The sequence below is a fragment of the Gilliamella sp. B3022 genome (genome assembly GCF_028751545.1).
Lineage (GTDB): Bacteria > Pseudomonadota > Gammaproteobacteria > Enterobacterales > Orbaceae > Gilliamella.
The window spans coordinates 1,825,229-1,844,131 of the sequence record NZ_CP071867.1; the positions used below are offsets into that span (position 1 = coordinate 1,825,229).

At 32.2% G+C, this 18,903-nt stretch carries 13 protein-coding genes; 12 read left to right on the forward strand and 1 reads right to left on the reverse strand.

What is annotated here, in order from left to right; all coding sequences use genetic code 11:
* Positions 1 to 12 precede the first annotated feature (12 nt).
* The 3 genes from J4T76_RS08260 (at position 13) to J4T76_RS08270 (ending at position 8,002) form a co-directional block, all read left to right on the forward strand.
* A complete protein-coding gene (locus tag J4T76_RS08260) occupies positions 13 to 1,443 on the forward strand; it encodes an RCC1 domain-containing protein (protein WP_267340600.1) in 1,431 nt (476 codons plus the stop codon).
* Complete coding sequence (locus tag J4T76_RS08265; RefSeq protein WP_267340598.1) at positions 1,443 to 1,898, forward strand: prepilin peptidase; 456 nt, start codon at positions 1,443 to 1,445, stop codon at positions 1,896 to 1,898. The genes J4T76_RS08260 and J4T76_RS08265 overlap by 1 nt, the downstream gene beginning before the upstream one ends.
* Before the next feature lie 1,049 nt (positions 1,899 to 2,947).
* Complete coding sequence (locus tag J4T76_RS08270; protein WP_267355626.1) at positions 2,948 to 8,002, forward strand: autotransporter outer membrane beta-barrel domain-containing protein; 5,055 nt, start codon at positions 2,948 to 2,950, stop codon at positions 8,000 to 8,002.
* A 308-nt stretch (positions 8,003 to 8,310) separates the two neighbouring features.
* Here the strand turns inward: J4T76_RS08270 and J4T76_RS08275 are convergent, their stop codons facing one another.
* Entirely contained in the window at positions 8,311 to 9,159 is an 849-nt protein-coding gene (locus J4T76_RS08275) for an aldo/keto reductase (RefSeq protein WP_267340596.1), read from the reverse strand.
* A gap of 482 nt (positions 9,160 to 9,641) precedes the next feature.
* On the opposite strand from J4T76_RS08275, the gene sstT reads away from it, so the two are divergent.
* The 9 genes from sstT (at position 9,642) to J4T76_RS08320 (ending at position 18,900) form a co-directional block, all read left to right on the forward strand.
* The gene (gene sstT, locus J4T76_RS08280; RefSeq protein WP_267340595.1) at positions 9,642 to 10,874 is read left to right on the forward strand and encodes a serine/threonine transporter SstT; all 1,233 of its coding nucleotides are present in this window, start codon (positions 9,642 to 9,644) and stop codon (positions 10,872 to 10,874) included.
* A 187-nt stretch (positions 10,875 to 11,061) separates the two neighbouring features.
* Positions 11,062 to 11,700, forward strand: coding sequence for an acrylate utilization transcriptional regulator AcuR (gene acuR, locus J4T76_RS08285; protein WP_267340594.1), 639 nt, complete (start codon positions 11,062 to 11,064; stop codon positions 11,698 to 11,700).
* A gap of 202 nt (positions 11,701 to 11,902) precedes the next feature.
* Positions 11,903 to 12,898, forward strand: a complete 996-nt coding sequence (acuI, locus tag J4T76_RS08290; RefSeq protein WP_267355628.1) for an acrylyl-CoA reductase (NADPH) — start codon at positions 11,903 to 11,905, stop codon at positions 12,896 to 12,898.
* A 241-nt stretch (positions 12,899 to 13,139) separates the two neighbouring features.
* Positions 13,140 to 13,367, forward strand: coding sequence for a ChaB family protein (locus J4T76_RS08295; RefSeq protein WP_086308919.1), 228 nt, complete (start codon positions 13,140 to 13,142; stop codon positions 13,365 to 13,367).
* A 740-nt stretch (positions 13,368 to 14,107) separates the two neighbouring features.
* On the forward strand, positions 14,108 to 15,544 hold the full coding sequence (locus tag J4T76_RS08300; RefSeq protein ID WP_267355630.1) for a 6-phospho-beta-glucosidase: 1,437 nt from the start codon (positions 14,108 to 14,110) through the stop codon (positions 15,542 to 15,544).
* Between the two features lie 25 nt (positions 15,545 to 15,569).
* Positions 15,570 to 15,887: a PTS cellobiose transporter subunit IIB gene (locus J4T76_RS08305; RefSeq protein WP_267340590.1), complete on the forward strand. Its 318-nt coding sequence runs from the start codon at positions 15,570 to 15,572 to the stop codon at positions 15,885 to 15,887.
* Positions 15,888 to 16,037: 150 nt separating this feature from the next.
* Positions 16,038 to 18,047, forward strand: coding sequence for a BglG family transcription antiterminator (locus tag J4T76_RS08310; protein WP_267355632.1), 2,010 nt, complete (start codon positions 16,038 to 16,040; stop codon positions 18,045 to 18,047).
* A 2-nt stretch (positions 18,048 to 18,049) separates the two neighbouring features.
* Complete coding sequence (locus J4T76_RS08315; RefSeq protein WP_267355634.1) at positions 18,050 to 18,391, forward strand: PTS cellobiose transporter subunit IIA; 342 nt, start codon at positions 18,050 to 18,052, stop codon at positions 18,389 to 18,391.
* A gap of 11 nt (positions 18,392 to 18,402) precedes the next feature.
* Positions 18,403 to 18,900 carry a hypothetical protein gene (locus J4T76_RS08320; RefSeq protein ID WP_267354698.1) on the forward strand — a complete coding sequence of 166 codons (498 nt, stop codon included), beginning with the start codon at positions 18,403 to 18,405 and terminating at the stop codon, positions 18,898 to 18,900.
* Positions 18,901 to 18,903: the final 3 nt, after the last annotated feature.

Below are 18,903 nucleotides of genomic sequence, written 5' to 3' on the forward strand. Positions count from 1 at the left end.
AGTAATAATGAAATGAAATCAATAAGAATAATAGTGATGTTTTTGACTTACTTTTGTCTTCCTGCTATAGCCCATTCAGAAACTGATGCTGTAATATTATCAACCCAAACAGGCGTGAAAGCAACTACACGCCTAAACCTGATACATACAGGGGTTACTGTTGAAAATGGTGATGTTTGGGTTTGGGGTTATAGAAATCAGGGGCTGCAAGGTAATGGTGTTTCGTTCGTTCACTGGAGGAGTGTGCCGGCGAGAGTACAAAAATTCGTTGATGAAGGGCTTACTATAATGCAAGTTGCAGCAGGAAGATATCATATTATTGCACTTGATGAAAATGGTGACGTATGGGGTTGGGGCCGTAATTATAACAGACAAGCAACAGGTGGAGTGGGAACCGATTCCATTTTTGTGGCCACACCTGTCAAAGTTTTATCTGGTAAAAGGGTTATCGATATCTTTTGTAACGAATATACATCTTATGCTTTAACTGCTTCGGGCGATGTTTGGGTTTGGGGAAGAGGAAATCTTGGTGAAACAGGACTTAACAATTTACAATTTAAACAAAAACTCCAACAGATTCCATCAAGTTTTTTTAACGACAGCCGAGTGAGAACAATGGGTGTTGGTTATCGAAGTGCTTATGCTATTACTCGTTCTGGAACTATATTTGCTTGGGGCGTTACTGTAAGCAATAAATTCTGTCCAGAAAATCAGAGATCTTGTGTTTATTCCATTAAACCAGTAAGGATTAATAATGCTTTAGTACAATCTAATTCAGGTATTTCTTCTGGTCAATCTATAAAACAAATTACAGGTGGTTATGGTTTTTTGACTTATTTAACCTATGAAGGTGAAGTTTTTGGAATGGGGAACACTTTATATTTACCCGATGGCAAATTAAATGAAAATATTAATGAAGAGGATGATGATGATGAAGAATGGAATGATAATGGTGAAACTGAACACATAGAAAATGAAGATGAAGATGAGAAAGATGCTGAGGATGATAGAAAAGATCCAATCAACATAACTGAAAGTCCTATACCTATCCTAGGTAAAAGTGCAGCAAGTGAAAAAGCGGCTGCACACTCAATTTATTGTCGTTATCGTGGATGTGTTGCTATTACAAAACATAAAAGTTTACTAACATGGGGTATAAAAGGTTGCAGTCGTTTAAATGAGATACTTTATGGTAAAAAGTTAATTGGTTCGGTAGTGCAAAGAAAACTTAATGGAATATTGACTAAATTTGATGGGGGCATGGAATTTTTATTTTATTGGAATGAAGATGGTGATGTTTATGGTGTAGGTAATGGCTGGTATTATAAATTAGACCAATCTAGTGTCCTTGACCGAGATTGGACTGCGCCAAGAGTGGAATTTTTGATGAATGCTATGCACGATGTTTACGGTAAAGATCATGTTTTAGGACAAGTACAGTAATGATTAATCAAGAATTATTTAATGACACTATTATTTTAACTGTTTGGTTGTGTTTGTTGATTTCTTGTTATACGGATATAAAATATCGAATAATTTCAAACTATATTGTCATAGTTATATTTGCTTTGGCGATGTTAAATTATGCTTTTGGTCTTGGGGCACTAAATTATGGTGCGTCTGGAATATTTTTAGTTTGTGGTTTATTGATGTTTTATTGCCAAATTGCAGGTGCTGGAGACATAAAATTAATTACTGTACTTTTGATAACTGTTCCTACAAGTAGCATAATGTTTTTCTTAGCAGTGACTACATTTTTAGGGTTACCTCTGGTAATCATTGCAATTATATATAAATGGTTAAAAAAAATAGAGGGTGGTATTACATTACCTTATGGTGTTGCAATTACAGGTGGTTATATCTTGACTTCTTTAACTTTCTTTAAAGTATTAATTTAGATATAGATTTTGAATAGTTATTTTAAAGTGAATAAACTCTAATATCAATTCTATCCCTCTTAGTTAAAACAATAGCTAGAGGGAGTTAAATTCCTTCCAAATCTTGTTCTTTTTTAATCAATGAAAATTCGATAATAACAGTCTATTCCTATCGTCACTATTTTCTAAACTTTGGAAAGGATAAAGATGGCGGTTCAAATTTCAATTCATCGCAAAGAAATCCTGAGGTTAAGCAGTGAATCCGGTAATTTTCAATAAAGGTAAAAAAAGTTGCAGAAATCAATTCATAGTATTTGTCTTATTATTTAATAAAATTGATAAGAGTTTTTCATTTTTATTAAGCTATAGTAAATCATTTTCTAAAATCTCTACAGTTTCATCAACAATACAAATTGACTTAAATGTAGTTGATATTTTGTTAACTATAATCTATTGATTAAGTTTTTTTATTATTTTCATTGCCTATTTATGCGCGATATGTTACAAATGTATATAAATTATCCTTTATTATCTTTTTATATATGGATATTCAGAGATAATTTCTCTATCTAGTCTTTTCCTGTTGCTGTTTATATAGATATCCCCCATAACTTAGTTTAGAAAGAATAAAGTGTTTTAAATATCTAAAGAAGTCTTAAAAAATTTTCCATGTCCTATATATTTGTAAATTGTCTTAAGTCGATATGATAATTGTTTTGTAACTCAATAAAACAAATTAACTCATTTCGTGCGTCTTTTTTAGGTTAAATTTTTCAAACTATGTATTTTTAAGTCATTGTTAGGAGGTATAGCAATTGATTTGTAATTTGATGAAACAAATCAACTAATTTTTTACGTCTTTTTAAGCTTGAATTTTGTCAAAAATTAAAGAAGTCATAAATCTTTTCCAAGTCATGTATCTATAAATGGTTGTTCGTTAATACACTAATTGATTTATTAATTAATAAAGTGATTTATCTGAATTAGTAATTTTCATTCAGTACAAGTTTGCAAATAAAAACTGGTTAAATCCAGCATAAATTAATTGTCTATTTGAATGGGAGGAAATAATGAATAAAGTATACAAATTAGTTTGGAATGCTAGACGTAAAGCTTTCATTGTTACATCAGAAAAGGCGCAATCAAAAGGTCGATTATTTTTAGTTAATTTATTATCTGTAGCCAGTTTAACTATGGCAATGATACCCATTAGTAATGCGCAATGTACAGACTCTTCTCTTAACAATAATCGTTGCATCCCAAAAATTACTCAACACTATTCAAATCAAACTTTATTAAGTTCACAACGTAGTGATTATCTAAATCATTTGTTGAGTGCTACACAGCGTAAGAACTCTGTTGAGATATCGATTCCACACCATGTTGAATCTAATGACGACGGTTATTCTTATACAAGTGATGCTAATGTTGATAACTTAATTATAAATCAACCTGCTGGTGATATTATCGGAGAAAAAAATGGTATTAATATTAATCATAATGGTACCGGTTCGACCAATATTTCAATTGGAGGTGATGTAACAGGTAAACAAAATGATGGTATTTATGCTTCAAACTCAATTAATGCTCAAGACTTAAATATTATAGAGATTGTTGGAGCCGATATTCATGGTAAATTAAATGGAGTTAATGTTGCTAATAATGGGAGAGGAATAACAACAATAACAACTTCTGATTCTGTTGTTGGAGAAGAAAATGATGGTATTGTTGTAGTAAATAACGATGATTCTAAAAGTATTAAAGTTACCCAATCAGCAGGAAGCATACATGGTAAAAAAAATGGTATCAATATCATCAATAGAGGTAAAGAAGATACAAATATCTCAACAGTAGGGAAAGTTATTGGCGATGAAAATGAAGGGATAAATGCTCTCAATGAACAAAATGCAGATAATATGACTATTGAACAAAATAGTGGTTCTATTAGTGGTTATTTAAATGGGATCAAAGCTAATAACTTGGGTAATGGGTCGACTGCTATTACTACTTCAGCCAAGGTTATTGGGGAAAATAATGATGGGATATTTGTTAATAATAACAGTAATACGAAAGATTTATCGGTCACCCAAACTAATGGTTCAATTAATGGAGAGTTAAACGGAATCAATGCCAACAATAGTGGTAATGGAGTAACTATTGTAACCACTTCAGGAACGGTTACTGCTAGTGAGCAAAATGGTGTGAGTATTAACAATTATGCCAATACTAAAAAATTAACTTTCAACCAATTAAAAGGCAGTATTACGGGTAAACAATATGGTATCAATATTGTAAATAATGGTAATGGATTAACATCTATTAATAGTTATGGTAATGTCGAAGGACAACAAAAAGATGGTATATTTGGTATTGGTGGTATAAATACGAGCGATTTAAACGTCAGTCAATCTACAGGTAGTATAAAAGGCGAGCTCAACGGTATTAATATGACTAACCAGGGAAACGGTTCAACCTTAATTACGACTAATGGTGAAGTGACAGGTCATCAAAATGATGGGATATATGCTGTTAATGAAGTGAATACTCATGAACTGACAATTAATCAATCTGCTGGCAATATTAATGGCCTATCAAATGGTATAAATATTAACAACAAAGGTAATGGATCAACGATTGTTAGCACATCTGGCGATATTACAGGCGAAAATAATTATGGGATTAGAGCTGTTAATGAAACTAATACTAAAGACCTTAATATTCGTCAACCAGCAGGTAATATTCATGGCAAGCTTGATGGTATTAATGTAGAACATAAAGGCGCAGGTGCAACAACTATCGCCACTTCCGGACAAGTGATTGGCGAACAAGAAAATGGAATCTATGCCATCACTCAAATTAACACTAAAAATTTAACAGCTAAACAATCATCTGGTTATATTGTTGGTAAAAAAAATGGTATTTACTTTAATAATCTAGGAAATGGTTCAACTTTCATCAACACTGCTGGACATGTTATAGGTAACGAAAATGAAGGAATACTTGTTAATAACGAAACTCATAGTCTGGATGTTAATTTAATGCAAACCGCTGGTAGTATAAAAGGTAATTTGAATGGAATTAATATTAGCAATGAAGGAAAGGGTTCTACAGCAATAACAACTTCAGATGAAGTTATTGGAACAAAAAACAATGGTATAACTGCTGTTAATGAACAAAATACCCGAGATCTAGCTGTTTCTCAGTTAAGTGGTAATATTCAAGGTTTACAATATGGTATTAATATGATTAATAATGGTAAAGGTGCCACATCTATTAATACATCAGGAAATGTTATTGGCAAACTTAATGATGCTATTTATGCGTTTAATAACGTCAGTAGTACAGATTTTAAAATTAGCCAATTAGAGGGTGAAATCAACGGTAAACATAATGGTATGACTCTTGAAAATAATGGGCAAGGTTTAACATCTATTACTACTTTAGGTAAGATAATGGGTGATGAAGGGGATGGAATAGTTGCAACGAATAATACTAACGCTAAGGATCTCAATATAATTCAATCCGGTGGTGAAATTAAGGGTAACAATCATGGCATTAATCTAGTTAACAATGGTCAAAGATCCACCATAATTAGTATAGCTGGAAAAGTTATTGGCAACCATGATGATGCTATTATAGCCATAAGCCAATCATCAACGAATAACTTATTGTTTGGACAAACAAAAGACAGTGAAATAATTGGTAACCTTAATAGTGTTAATCTTGCTAATCATGGACAAGGTTCAACGGGGCTTAAAGTAGCAGGTAAAATAGTTAGCCAAACTTTAGATGCCATAATTGCTTTTAATGATACTGATGCTAATAATCTAACATTTAGACAAGAATCTGATAGTGAAATCCAAGGTGCTAAAAATGGCATTAATTTCACTAATCAAGGAGATGGTTTTACCCGTATTTTGAGTGAAGGTAAGATTACTGCTTATAACGGCTCAGCAATCTTAGTCTCTAATGATGATTCAACCTCAGATTTACTAGTAAACCAAACAAATGGCATCATTAATGGTTATGATAATGGTATTAAAGTAACCAATAACGGTACCGGAAGCACTCAGATTAACATATTTGGTAAGGTAATCGGACAAAATGATGAATCAGGAACTGGTATTTATACCGCAGGTAAAGAAGGTTTAAAAACCTATATAAATTTAAATAAGGGTGCAGATGTCTCATCAGCTAGTGATCTCGCAATAAAAAATGAAATTACAGATTCAATTATTTCTCTTAATGACGGTTCTAAAATCAGTGGTCAAATTAGACTTGGGAATGGGAACGATACATTATTTATTAATGAAGGAGCAAATATATCAGAACTAACCGTGATAGATAGCGGTAATAAATTGACACGTGTAGATGGATCGTCTGATAATGATACTCTTAATCTTAATGTTCATCTTATCGGCTCATCAACATCTAGCGGGTCGATTGGTAATGTATCAATTGTTGGATGGGAAAATATTAATCTGAGTCAGATTGGTAGTTTAACATTAACAGGTGATTTAAACACTGATAAATTAACTCTTGATTCAGGCTCAATTGTTGATCTTCAATCGAGTGTACATCAATCGCAAATTAGTGGAAGTGTTTATAATGGAGGAACTATTACACTTGGTAATGCATTTGCAGGCGACAGATTAATTATTGCTGGTGATTATATTGGAAACAAGGGAAAATTGGTACTTGATACCGTTGTTCAAAATAGTAATAGTCCAACAGATCGATTATTAGTAAATGGTAATGTATCAGGGAACACAGTCATACAAATCAATAATATTAACGGATTGGGTGCTGATACCAGTTATACTGATGGCATTGAATTAGTCCACGTTAATGGATTAAGTAGTAATGACGCATTTAAAATGCAAGAAGATCATTTAGATGTTGGTGCATATGAGTATTATTTGCATAAAGGCGATCTTAAAAACCAAAATAATAACTGGTATTTACGTTCCTATTTACCTAAAGACCCAACAGACCCAACAGACCCAACAGACCCAACAGACCCAACAGACCCAACAGACCCAACGAACCCAACGAACCCAACGAACCCAACGAATCCAACGAATCCAACGAATCCAACACATCCAATCGATCCATTAGAGCCAACCGATCCTGCTATTGATCCTGAGCCAGAAAAACCTGTTACACCAACTGGAGTAAAAACTTATCGTAAAGAAGTTCCTATGTTTGGCGCAATTGCAAAACAACTCCGATTAGCGGAAAATATTATGCAAAGTAATTTACATCAACGTATTGGTAATATGCCATTATTAGATTCGCCAATAAGTTGGGGAAGAATCATCACCAAACGTATTGATTTGAAACAAAATGGTATTACCAATCCTCGAAGCAAAGGAAACTATACTGGTTTTCAATTAGGAAGTGATCTTTGGCAAGAGGATAACTGGCGATTAGGTACTTATTTTGGTTATTTGTACGGTAATTTAACCGTTGATGGATTTGCCAGTGGTCGAAATGGGCAAGTAGGTAAAAATGGCATAAATTCCTACTTTTTAGGAGTTTATAGTACCTATATGCAAGACGATGGTACTTATCTTGACCTTGTTTTACAAGGAGCTCGTCATCGTGTAGATGTCAAACCTGATAGTAATAAAAATAGCAAACAAAAAAGTTATGGCTTAAGTGCATCAATCGAAACAGGTAAACCATTTATCTTATCGGATAATGGCTGGAAGTTTGAACCGCAAGCTCAAATCATTCATCAATGGCTTGATATGCATGATAGTCATATTAGTGGCAATACTAAAGTAAAGCATCGTGATAATAATGCTTGGTTGTTTAGAATTGGTACTCGTTTTGAAGGGAATTTCAAAATGAACGATGCATTATTACGACCTTATGCTCGTGTTAACTTATTCTACTCACCAAGTGGTGCTGATCATGTGACATTTGCTAATAAAAATGCTGCTACGGAATTTAGCAATGGTGCTAAATATTTAAGTTCTGAAATGGCAATCGGTGGCAGTTATGAAATGAATAATCAATTCAGCGCTTATACAGAAATCGGTCATACATGGACAAATGGTGGAGCTGCAAGAGTCAAAGCACCGATTAGTGCATCTGTTGGTATTAGGGCGAATTGGTAATAGTTAAATAAGTTTTATTAATATTTGAAAACCGGTATGACATTGCGAATACCGGTTTATTTGACTATCTCAATTATGTTCAATAATGCCATTCAAAATACTACCCAAAATTTAATTTAAATAACGTGATTGAAAATAACGATACATGATCATGTTATTATTGCTATCCATATCACACATAAGAATTACTTAAAATATCGTAATCAAAACCGTTTACATACGCAACACTTTATGAATTTAAAAGCCTCCTTTTTTAAAGGTGGTTTAGTTATGTCTATTAATATTAAGTTTATAAAAAGAGGGCAAATTTAAATATTAGGTCGGCGTTTAGTCAGCCACTCTACAATTGCCGGATCACGATGTGAGAAAAAAGCACTGGTTGCAGTATCAATAGCAGTAATATCGATCATGTCTTGATTAGAAAGTTCAAAATCAAATATACTAAAATTTTCAGCCATACGTTCTTTTCGAACGGATTTTGCTAAACAAACTATTTGACGTTGTATTAACCATCGTAAAATAACTTGACCTACCGACTTATTATATTTATTACCAATTGTGGTTAACACAGAATGATTAAAAATATCATTTTTTCCTTCAGCAAAGGGTGCCCATGCTTCGGGTTGAATAGTTTTACTTAGCATCCAAGGTACTGCTTGTAACTGTTGGTTGAATGGATTAACTTCTATTTGATTTACGGCAGGCTTAATTTTATTAAAAGCCATTAAGTCAGCTAAGCGATCTGGGTGAAAATTACTGACGCCAATGGCTTTTATTTTTCCTTGCTCATATAACTCTTCCATTGCATGCCAAGCACCATAAATATCACCAAAAGGTTGGTGAATTAAGTATAAATCAATATAATCAACTTGTAATAAATTTAATGATTGTTCAAATTGGATTTTAGCCCCTTCATAACTAGCTCGGTTTAACCAAAGTTTGGTGGTAATAAATAGTTCTTTACGGTTAATCCCGCTTACTTTAATTGCATTTCCAACTTGGCGTTCATTTTGATAAGCTGTAGCAGTGTCTATAAGGCGATAACCAACTTCAATTGCATCTAATACTGCTTGTTTACAATATTTTTCATTAATTTGATAAACACCAAATCCTAAAGTTGGCATTTCGATACCATTATTTAATTTTATGTTTGTCATTATGATCACCTCTGCTATAAAAAATAAACTGAGAACACCAAATGTTATTGTAATTTTTGATTATTTATCATAAATATTATTTAGTAAAGTGAAAAAGTCTGAATCAGTAAAATAATGTTCCTCATATTATGAAGTTTACAAACATTGTCTAAAGTTTGAGTTTCAGATTAATTATTAGAAAATTTTTTTAAATTCATTTAAATTAAATATACTTAGAATATTTTAACATGGCATTATTAAAAACTTCACATGTTAATATCCAATTTTTTCTGATGGTTTGCTAATATTATTTTCTCTAAATCTTCATAAAATTATGACACCCGATCACTGATTTTTACTATCCTTATCAATAAAAAAGAAATAACAAATCTTAATAATAAAACAATATCATATTAAAAATAGTTATCATGATAATTTTTTTATAGTTTTACTGTTTAATTATGGTAATGTTTTGACGTTATATTCTTATATAGGGAAATACTATGTCTCATTCAACCAATAGATTGATTCGTTTTTATTTTAAAGTAGGGCTGATACCACAAATTGTATTAGGGTTAATTTTAGGTATCACTTTAGCTGCTCTTTCGAAAGATCTTGCGTTAGATATGTCCTTTATTGGATCACTTTTTATTAATGCTTTAAAATCAGTCGCTCCAATTTTAGTACTTATTTTAGTTATTGCATCAATATCCAACCACCAACATGGTAAACGCGCTAATATGGGCGAACTTCTTACTCTTTATTTTTCTGGTATGATGTTGGCCGCTTTATTAGCAACCGTTGCTAGTTTTATTTTTCCTTCTGATATTTCCTTAGGTGATGCTGCTGACCAAATTAAATTAACTCCTCCAGGAAGTATTGTTGAAGTTTTAAAAACTTTGTTTAACAAAATGATAGACAATCCAGTTAATGCGCTTGTTAATGCTAATTATATTGGACTAATTATTTGGGGAGTTGGTATTGGGATTGCGTTAAGGCACTCAAGTGAAACAACCAAGACGATGATGAATGATCTTTCTTTAGCCATTTCATTCATTGTGAGAATTATTATTCGCTTTGCTCCATTGGGGGTTTTTGGTTTGGTTTCTTCAACACTTGCAGAAACAGGTTTTGGGGAATTACTAAAATATGCCCATCTATTAATCGTATTAGTGTCTTGTATGTTAGTTGTGGCATTAATTATGAATCCTTTATTAGCTTATATTGTTATGCGTAAAAATCCTTATCCACTGGTTTTAACTTCATTAAAAGATAGTGCTATTCCAGCTTTCTTTACTCGCAGTTCAGCGGCAAATATTCCTGTTAATATCGAAATTTGTAAAAAATTAAAAATGGATGAAGATACTTATTCCGTGGCCGTACCATTGGGTGCAGCAATTAATATGTCAGGTGCAGCAATTACTATCACTATTTTAACTTTAGCTACCGTAAATTCTTTGCATATAGAAGTTGATATTCTTTCTGCGGTATTACTTTGTATTGTGACGAGCATATGCGCGTGTGGTGCATCAGGAATCGCGGGGGGGTCTTTACTGCTCATTCCTGTAGCTTGCAGTATGTTTGGTATACCTAACGAAATTTCAGCTAAAGTCATTGGTATTGGTATAGCTATTGGTGTAATTCAAGATTCTGTTGAAACTGCGCTTAATTCATCAAGCGATGTTGTATTTATTGGTGCAGTATCAGAAAAAGTAAAGCGTAATAAAACAAAATAGTTTGTAAAAATATAGAGTTATCAATTGGGTTTCACTTATATTAATTGCCTGACAAAATTATAATTTGTCAGGTTTTTTTACAATACAACAAGTTTAGTTTATAGGCAAATTATTGCATTTATTGATATGACTATTTATCATAATTTAAAGCTCAATCATTTATATTCACGCAAAATGTTGGAACCTTATGCCATTTAATCAAAATACTTCTGCCTCGACGACTACGAGAAAAGGTAATACAAAAAAAGGTAATGAGACTAGATCTGCATTGATTCGTAGTGGAATTGAATTAATGACTACCTATGGGTATATTTCATCAAATATTGAAAGTATCTTAAACCAAGTAGGTGTTCCCAAAGGCTCCTTTTATTATTACTTCAAAAGTAAGGAAGACTTTGGAAGAACTATCATCGCTAGCTATGACAGTTTTTTTGCTCACAAATTAGATAAGCATTTAACCAATTCATCAATTGAATCAGCAATTGATCGAATTAAAGCTTTTTACGAAGATGCAAAGCAAGGTATGGCAAAGTATGATTATCATCGAGGCTGTTTAATTGGTGAATTAATTCAAGAAGAATCGCTTTTACCTCAAGGTTATGCATTATTGCTTGAACAGGTATTGCAAAGTTGGCAAATTAAAATAGAGAAATGTCTAGAATTAGCAAAAAATTCAGGAGAAATTAGCTCAAGAATTGATTGTAGATTATTAGCAGAATTTTTTTGGTTAGGTTGGGAAGGTGCAGTAACGCGAAGCAAATTGCTAAAAAAATCAGAACCGTTGGATACATTTATTACTACTTTCCTGAGTATGATTACCAAATAGAATGTAACATTATAATTTATTGTAAATTTTTTATTTACACCTCGTAATAGTGCAATTTATTGCTTTTTACTAGACAGTTGGTCTATAATTTTTAGACCGTTCGTCTATTAATGGCGATTAAATTACCTAACTGACGTGCTAAATTTCTTCGGTTAATTATTCATTCATTGGTTTATCATTCATTACACAATAAGGAATCTGTATGTCATTCAATGCTATTATTCTAGAAAACAATGAAGTTACTGGGTTTTCCCAATCTTTAAAAATCTTAACTAAACAACAATTAATGCAACAACAAGGCGATACCTTAGTAAAAATACACTATTCAAATATTAATTATAAAGATGCATTAGCATTGACTAATAAAAGTCCTATTGTTAGGCAATGGCCAATGGTACCGGGTATTGATGGTGTAGGGACGGTAATTGAATGTCAAAGCGGTCGTTACCAATCCGGTGATTTGGTTATTCTAAATGGTTGGGGATGCGGTGAAACACACTGGGGTTGTCTTGCTCAATATGCCCATTTGAAATCAGATTGGTTAATCCCGTTACCAAGCAATCTTACTCCTCATCAATCAATGACTATTGGTACTGCAGGATATACGGCTGCTTTATGTGTTGGGCGTGTAGTTGATTTCGGTGTTAAGCCAGAAGATGGTAAAGTTTTAGTAACAGGAGCGACAGGTGGTGTGGGTTCAGTTGCAATCGCGTTATTAAGTAAATTAGGTTATCGGGTTACTGCTTCTACAAGTAAAGTGATGGATGTAGATTATCTGCGTAAACTGGGCGCAGCCGAAATTCTTGATAGCCAATCTTTGAAAGAGCCAAATAGACCACTACAAAAAGAGTTATGGTCAGCAGCAATCGATGTCGTTGGTTCCTATACGTTAGCTAACATTTGTGCACAGACTCGATACGGAGGTATTGTCACCTGTTGTGGTCTTGCACAAGGTATTGATTTCCCCGCAACGGTTGCACCGTTTATTTTACGAGGAGTAACATTAGCTGGTGTTGATAGTGTGATGGTAAATTATGATGCACGAATTGCCGCTTGGCAATCAATAGTACAAAACTTTGACGAAAAACTGTTTTCTCTTATCGGTAAAACAATTACGTTAAATGAATGTTCTAGCGTAGCTAATAAACTGATAGCTGGACAAATTAAAGGTCGTTTTGTGGTTGATGTTAATCGATAACGTAAAAATATCATCATAAATTTTCGATAATTCAGCGGTATAGAAAAGTTACCGCTCATTCAAGTTAAATAAATAGCCGATTTTAATATAAACCTAAAAAAAATTAATTAAGTAATAAACCTTGTATTTTTTGTTAAATCAGACTAAATTTAATTTACATAAGCTATTTTGAACATGAAGTTCGCAAAGATCCTTTAAAATCGTCAATATTTTATGAGTTATTTAAAAGGGGGAATGTGATATGCCTTATCAAACCCGAGATGATCTACCAGAATCTGTTCGGCATGTTTTACCTGCCCATGCTCAGGATATTTTTAAAGAAGCATTTAATAGTGCCATAAAAGAGTATCAAGATCCTAAAAAAAGACGAGACAATAGTTCGCCTGAGCAAGTTGCTTTTCGTGTTGCTTGGTCGGCGGTTGAAAAGCTATATCATAAAGATGAAAACGGCAAATGGGTCGCGAAATAGTTACTTTAATGATAAAAATACTTTTTAACATATAATAATGCTATCGAATTGATGAATAACAAAAAAGTATAAGATTTAAGCCAACCTGGAGGTTGGCTTATTTATATTTAAGTTAAGGAATTAAAATATTTATTTCTTTTATTACCTACCTCAAACCCTTTAGTGAAGTAGAAAAATACTTACCGCAACATATCGATTATTTATAACGTCATTATCAATCCATTCATCCTTTAATATCACTATTTTAAAAAATTAATAAAAACTTTGAGCTTTTTTGCTTTTTCAAGTTCTATATATGTATGTTATCTACTAAATAAAATTATTTTAAATTTATTCAAGTCTATCATTCTATTATGAAGTGATTTATTAGAGATGAAAAATTTAAGTAAAAAAAGAGGATAGCTAATGAAATCAGCATGTTATTGGGATGAATAAGCCTTTCAAAAATTATGGTCGTCAAACTAATGATTAATTTATTATTGGTTTAATTGTATTTGACACATATGCTGGTTTTTTCTAAAAATTTACCTACCAAATTTGAACATAAAAATATTTAACTATGTGAAATATTTATGATTTACATCTCGACGCTATCTCTTTATTTTAAGGTTAAATAAATATTCCTTATTATGTTTTCTTTTTTTATTTTTCCTTATCAATACGGAAAATATTGGTTCGTAATTTGATTTTTTTCCTTTTATACTAAATTTGAATTCTCAATAAATAATAGGTACTTGATTATGAATAGCAAAGGTTTACCAAAAGAATTTTTATGGGGAGGCGCTGTTGCCGCTCATCAATTAGAAGGTGCTTGGCAGGCTGGTGGTAAGGGACCTAGTGTTGCTGATGTGATGACAGTTGGGTCGCCTAAAAGTTATCGAAAAATCACTGAAGGTATTATTCCAGGTGAGTATTATCCTAATCATGAAGCTATCGACTTTTATCATCATTATAAAGATGATATTAAACTCTTCGCTGAAATGGGTTTTAAATGTTTTCGAACCTCGATCGCTTGGACTCGTATTTTTCCAAAAGGGGATGAGCCTGCTCCAAATGAAGAAGGCTTGAAGTTTTATGATGATCTTTTTGATGAATGTTTAAAATATAATATTGAGCCAGTCATAACCCTTTCACATTTTGAGTTACCTTATCATTTAGTTACCGAATATGGTGGCTTTCGGAATCGTAAATTAATTGATTTCTTTGTTCGATTTGCTGAGGTTTGTTTCGATCGTTATAAAAATAAAGTGAAATATTGGATGACCTTTAATGAGATCAATAACCAAGCTAATTTTAATGAAGATTTTGCGCCGTTCACTAATTCTGGTATTTACTATCAAGCTGGTGATGATCGCGAACAAATTATGTATCAAGCGGCCCACTATGAGTTGGTTGCTAGTGCAAAAGCGGTGCAAATAGGTCATGCGATTAACCCCGATTTTAAAATTGGTTGTATGATTGCGTTAGTACCAATTTATCCTGAAACGTGCAAACCATGCGATATTTTAATGGCTCAGAAAGTCATGGAACGTAAATATTACTTTACTGATGTCCATGTGTATGGCAAATACCCAAATTACATTAAAAAATATTGGCAACGTAAACATATCAAACTTGATATTACTCAACAAGATTTGGAAGTGTTAAGGAAAGGAGCGGTTGATTATATTGGATTTAGTTATTACATGTCGAATGTGATTAGACACAATATAGGTAATGACCATTATGATTATAACGAAAAAACCGATTTAGTTGGGAATCAATATGTCAAAAAATCTGATTGGGGTTGGCAGATTGATCCGGAAGGCTTGCGCTACACTTTAAATTGGTTAACTGATATGTATCATTTACCTCTTTTCATTGTGGAAAATGGTTTTGGTGCGTATGACAAAGTTGAAGCTGATGGGAGTGTTCATGATAGTTATCGTATTGAATACCTTAAAGAACATATTAAACAAATGAAATTAGCGGTTGAAGAAGATGGTGTTGATTTGATGGGATATACACCTTGGGGTTGTATTGATTTGGTGTCAGCTGGAACGGGTGAAATGGAAAAACGTTATGGTTTTATCTATGTTGATAAAGACAATAAAGGTAATGGAACCTTAAAACGAAGTCGAAAAGATTCATTTGATTGGTATAAAAAAGTCATTGAGTCAAATGGTGAAACGTTATAACGATTTAAATTCATTAGGAGAAGTTATGAGAAAAGCGTTAATTATTTGTGCAGCCGGTATGTCATCATCGCTTATGGCTAAAAAGGTAACTGAATATTTCGCCTGCAAAAACATACCAATTGAACTTGATGCGGTATCAGCAACTGAAGGTAGTAATAAAATAAAAAATAGTGATTTTTCACTGTTTTTAATTAGCCCTCAGACCATGATGATGTTTGATAAATTAAAAGCATTAGGTGATGAAGTAGGTAAACCAGTCATCAGTATTCCATTTCAAGCTTATATTCCTATTCAATCTGGTGTAGAGCAATTAGCTAAATTAGTTGAGGACAATATTAATTAAAACATAAAAGATCCGATTTTACCTTTTTTAACATGATGCGATTGTTTGATTAAAAGATCGCATCATAAAAATGGTTCCAATCTTTAATCGCCTTATTAATAATTTACTCCTTTTGGATAGATTTAGCTAATAACTTAGGTATAGTAGATAATGATAAAACATAAACAACGAGAACTCATTAGTTTACTAGTTCGTTCTAAAAATGGATATAAAAGTAGTCAAGAACTTGCTACGGAATTATCGTTATCTGATCGTACCGTACGTACTTATCTTAAAGATTTAAAAACTTTGATTGAATGTAATGGGGGGAATATAGTTAGTAAGCAAGGATATGGCTTTCAGTTAAAGATTTTAGATAGAACTTCGTTTAACTTATTTTTAATTGAACATCATTTATTTGATAAAAATATTGAACAATCCCAATGTCGTGAAGCCAGTGAGCGAAAGCATTTTATCCTCAATTTGTTGTTACTTGAGAGCCAAAAAGTTGATATTGAGGATTTATCGGAACAGCTATTTATTAGTTCATCACAATTAAACAAAGATATTGCTGAAATAAAATCTCAATTACTGACTTATGAATTAACCCTTAAAAAAAATCGATCTTTAATTTTTGTCGATGGCGAAGAAAAAGCCAAACGCCATTTTATAATGAGTTACTTTTTTCATGAAGATTCAATTAATTTTTTACACCATTTATCTTATTTCAATCAATCTTGTGAAGCCATTAGTTTTGATACACTCACCATCATTATTTTAGATGAGTGTCGTGAAGCACATATCAAATTATCTGATGTTATGATTCAAAATATTGTTTTGCATCTATCACTGAGCATTAAGCGTTTACAATCAGGGCTTTCTATTCAAAATCTCAACTTACCCGTTTCAACCAATACAACAGTTGAATATCATGTCGCCTATAAAATCATTGCACGTATTGAATCAATAATTGGTTTTCACTTTCCAAAACAAGAGCAAATGTATCTTACTTTGCATTTGATGAGTAAATCCAATTTAATTCAAGATGTTCTTGATGATGATCTCTGCTCTTCATTAACTAACTTACTTCTAAAAATTCAACAAGAGACTACTTACCCTTTTTGGCATGATGAACAATTGAAGAATGGACTTATTCAACACTTAAAGCCCATGTTAGTGCGTTTAGAGCAGAATATAAAATTGGAAAACCCACTAATTGATGAAATTAAGAGTCAATATTTTGACGTTTTTGTATTAGTTAAACATTATTTAAGCCAATTACCAAATTTGCATAAATATGAGGTTAATGATGATGAATGGGGGTATTTGGCATTGCATTTTTTAGCTTCGCTTGAAAAGTTAAAAAATGAACAAAAAGTTAAAGTTTTGATCATCTGTGCAACAGGATTAGGCAGTGCGCAATTACTAAAAAATCGGGTCGAAAGCGAATTTGATGAGCGTGTAAAAATAGTTGCAACACGTGGTTATTATGAGATTGAACCCGAAATGATAAATGACATTGACTTTATTATTTCTTCCGTTGACTTATCATCGAAAGTATTTAAAGTGCCCGTATTTCATGTATCGGTATTCTTTTGTGAAGAAGACGTTCAAGCAATTCGTCGATATCTTTCTCATAGACAAGTGCCGAATTTATTACTAAAAGATGCCTTATTACGAACAACGGATCACAAAAAACAAAATCATTTGAATTATATTTCTCAGATTTTTGATGATATTGTCGCCGATTATTTTCATTTGTGTCAACAAAAGCCAGATAAACAAACGTTATTAAATCATTTACTTGATTCATTATCAGTTAATGAAGAAAAAAACTTCAAGCATGAGATGAAAAAGCAAATGGAAAAACGTATGACTATAGGCGAAATACTTTTTAGTCCAACCATTGTAGTTCCGCATCCAGCTATACCTGTTGGTAAAATAACGAAAATAGCCATTGCCGTAATACCCGATGGTTTGTTTTGGGATGAAGATTATCAGGATATTAAGTTTGTTTTTATGATCTCTCCATCAATTTATCAAAATTCCAACTTAGCTATGATGACAAAAGCAATTATTAACTTAATTGATGATTTATCCATGCAACAAGCGATGTTGGAAATTTCAGATTTTAATCAATTTAAATCACTTTTTATCCAATTAATTAAAAAAGGAGCGTAGCAATGAATGACAATATGAGCTCAGAAGATATTCAAATTACCGCTTTCAATATTATTTTGCATAGTGGTAATGCTAAAACCAAAATCCATTCCTCTTTCGAATCAATGAGAAATTCTAAGTTTGATAAGGCAAATCAGCTTTTAGAAGAGGCGAATGAAGAAATTTTAGAAGCCCATAAATCACAAACAGAGTTACTTCAGTCTTATGCAAATGGGACTAAAATTGAGATGGAAATTATTATGGTTCATGCTCAAGATCATTTAATGACCACAATGACTCTTCGTGAAATTGCAATTGAGATGTCTTATCTATACCAAAATATATACAAGTTATCAAATCAATAAAGAGGTTAGTGATGAATACTCCACTAGAAAACCAATTTAAGATGCATAAACAAATCAGTATGACTAGTCTCTATTTTAATCGCTTTTTAGCAGTTCGTTATACCACAGCATTTTTTCTATTTTTGAATCTTTACTGGACAATTTTTTTGATGGGAAGCTTATCAATAGCTATCTTATTACCACTCATACTCATTATTCTTGCTACCTTAACCAGTGTCGAGCAAATTAAACTTTATCGGAGTCATCAAAACCATTTACGATATGCTAGTCTTTTCTATCGAATGATGTTGATAAGTGGCATTATGCTCATTGTTTCAATTTATACTCCATTATTTTACTTTTTCTTTCCATTTTTAAAATATTCCCAAGAGGCTTTAAAAGTATTAGTAAGTATTTTGGCAGTAAGTTTAGTTTTTACAATTTTTATACTGATTAAACTGAAAAAGATTGAGCGTAATGAGGACAAACATTTTAAGAGAATTCAAGCTTATCAAGAAATCATTAATTAAATG

Excerpts from the sequence above, each read along its gene's own strand:
- J4T76_RS08260 (WP_267340600.1), top strand. The coding sequence starts at position 13 with ATGAAATCAATAAGAATAATAGTGATGTTTTTGACTTACTTTTGTCTT.
- J4T76_RS08265 (WP_267340598.1), top strand. The coding sequence starts at position 1,443 with ATGATTAATCAAGAATTATTTAATGACACTATTATTTTAACTGTTTGG.
- J4T76_RS08270 (WP_267355626.1), top strand. The coding sequence starts at position 2,948 with ATGAATAAAGTATACAAATTAGTTTGGAATGCTAGACGTAAAGCTTTC.
- J4T76_RS08275 (WP_267340596.1), bottom strand. The coding sequence starts at position 9,159 with ATGACAAACATAAAATTAAATAATGGTATCGAAATGCCAACTTTAGGA.
- sstT (WP_267340595.1), top strand. The coding sequence starts at position 9,642 with ATGTCTCATTCAACCAATAGATTGATTCGTTTTTATTTTAAAGTAGGG.
- acuR (WP_267340594.1), top strand. The coding sequence starts at position 11,062 with ATGCCATTTAATCAAAATACTTCTGCCTCGACGACTACGAGAAAAGGT.
- acuI (WP_267355628.1), top strand. The coding sequence starts at position 11,903 with ATGTCATTCAATGCTATTATTCTAGAAAACAATGAAGTTACTGGGTTT.
- J4T76_RS08295 (WP_086308919.1), top strand. The coding sequence starts at position 13,140 with ATGCCTTATCAAACCCGAGATGATCTACCAGAATCTGTTCGGCATGTT.
- J4T76_RS08300 (WP_267355630.1), top strand. The coding sequence starts at position 14,108 with ATGAATAGCAAAGGTTTACCAAAAGAATTTTTATGGGGAGGCGCTGTT.
- J4T76_RS08305 (WP_267340590.1), top strand. The coding sequence starts at position 15,570 with ATGAGAAAAGCGTTAATTATTTGTGCAGCCGGTATGTCATCATCGCTT.
- J4T76_RS08310 (WP_267355632.1), top strand. The coding sequence starts at position 16,038 with ATGATAAAACATAAACAACGAGAACTCATTAGTTTACTAGTTCGTTCT.
- J4T76_RS08315 (WP_267355634.1), top strand. The coding sequence starts at position 18,050 with ATGAATGACAATATGAGCTCAGAAGATATTCAAATTACCGCTTTCAAT.
- J4T76_RS08320 (WP_267354698.1), top strand. The coding sequence starts at position 18,403 with ATGAATACTCCACTAGAAAACCAATTTAAGATGCATAAACAAATCAGT.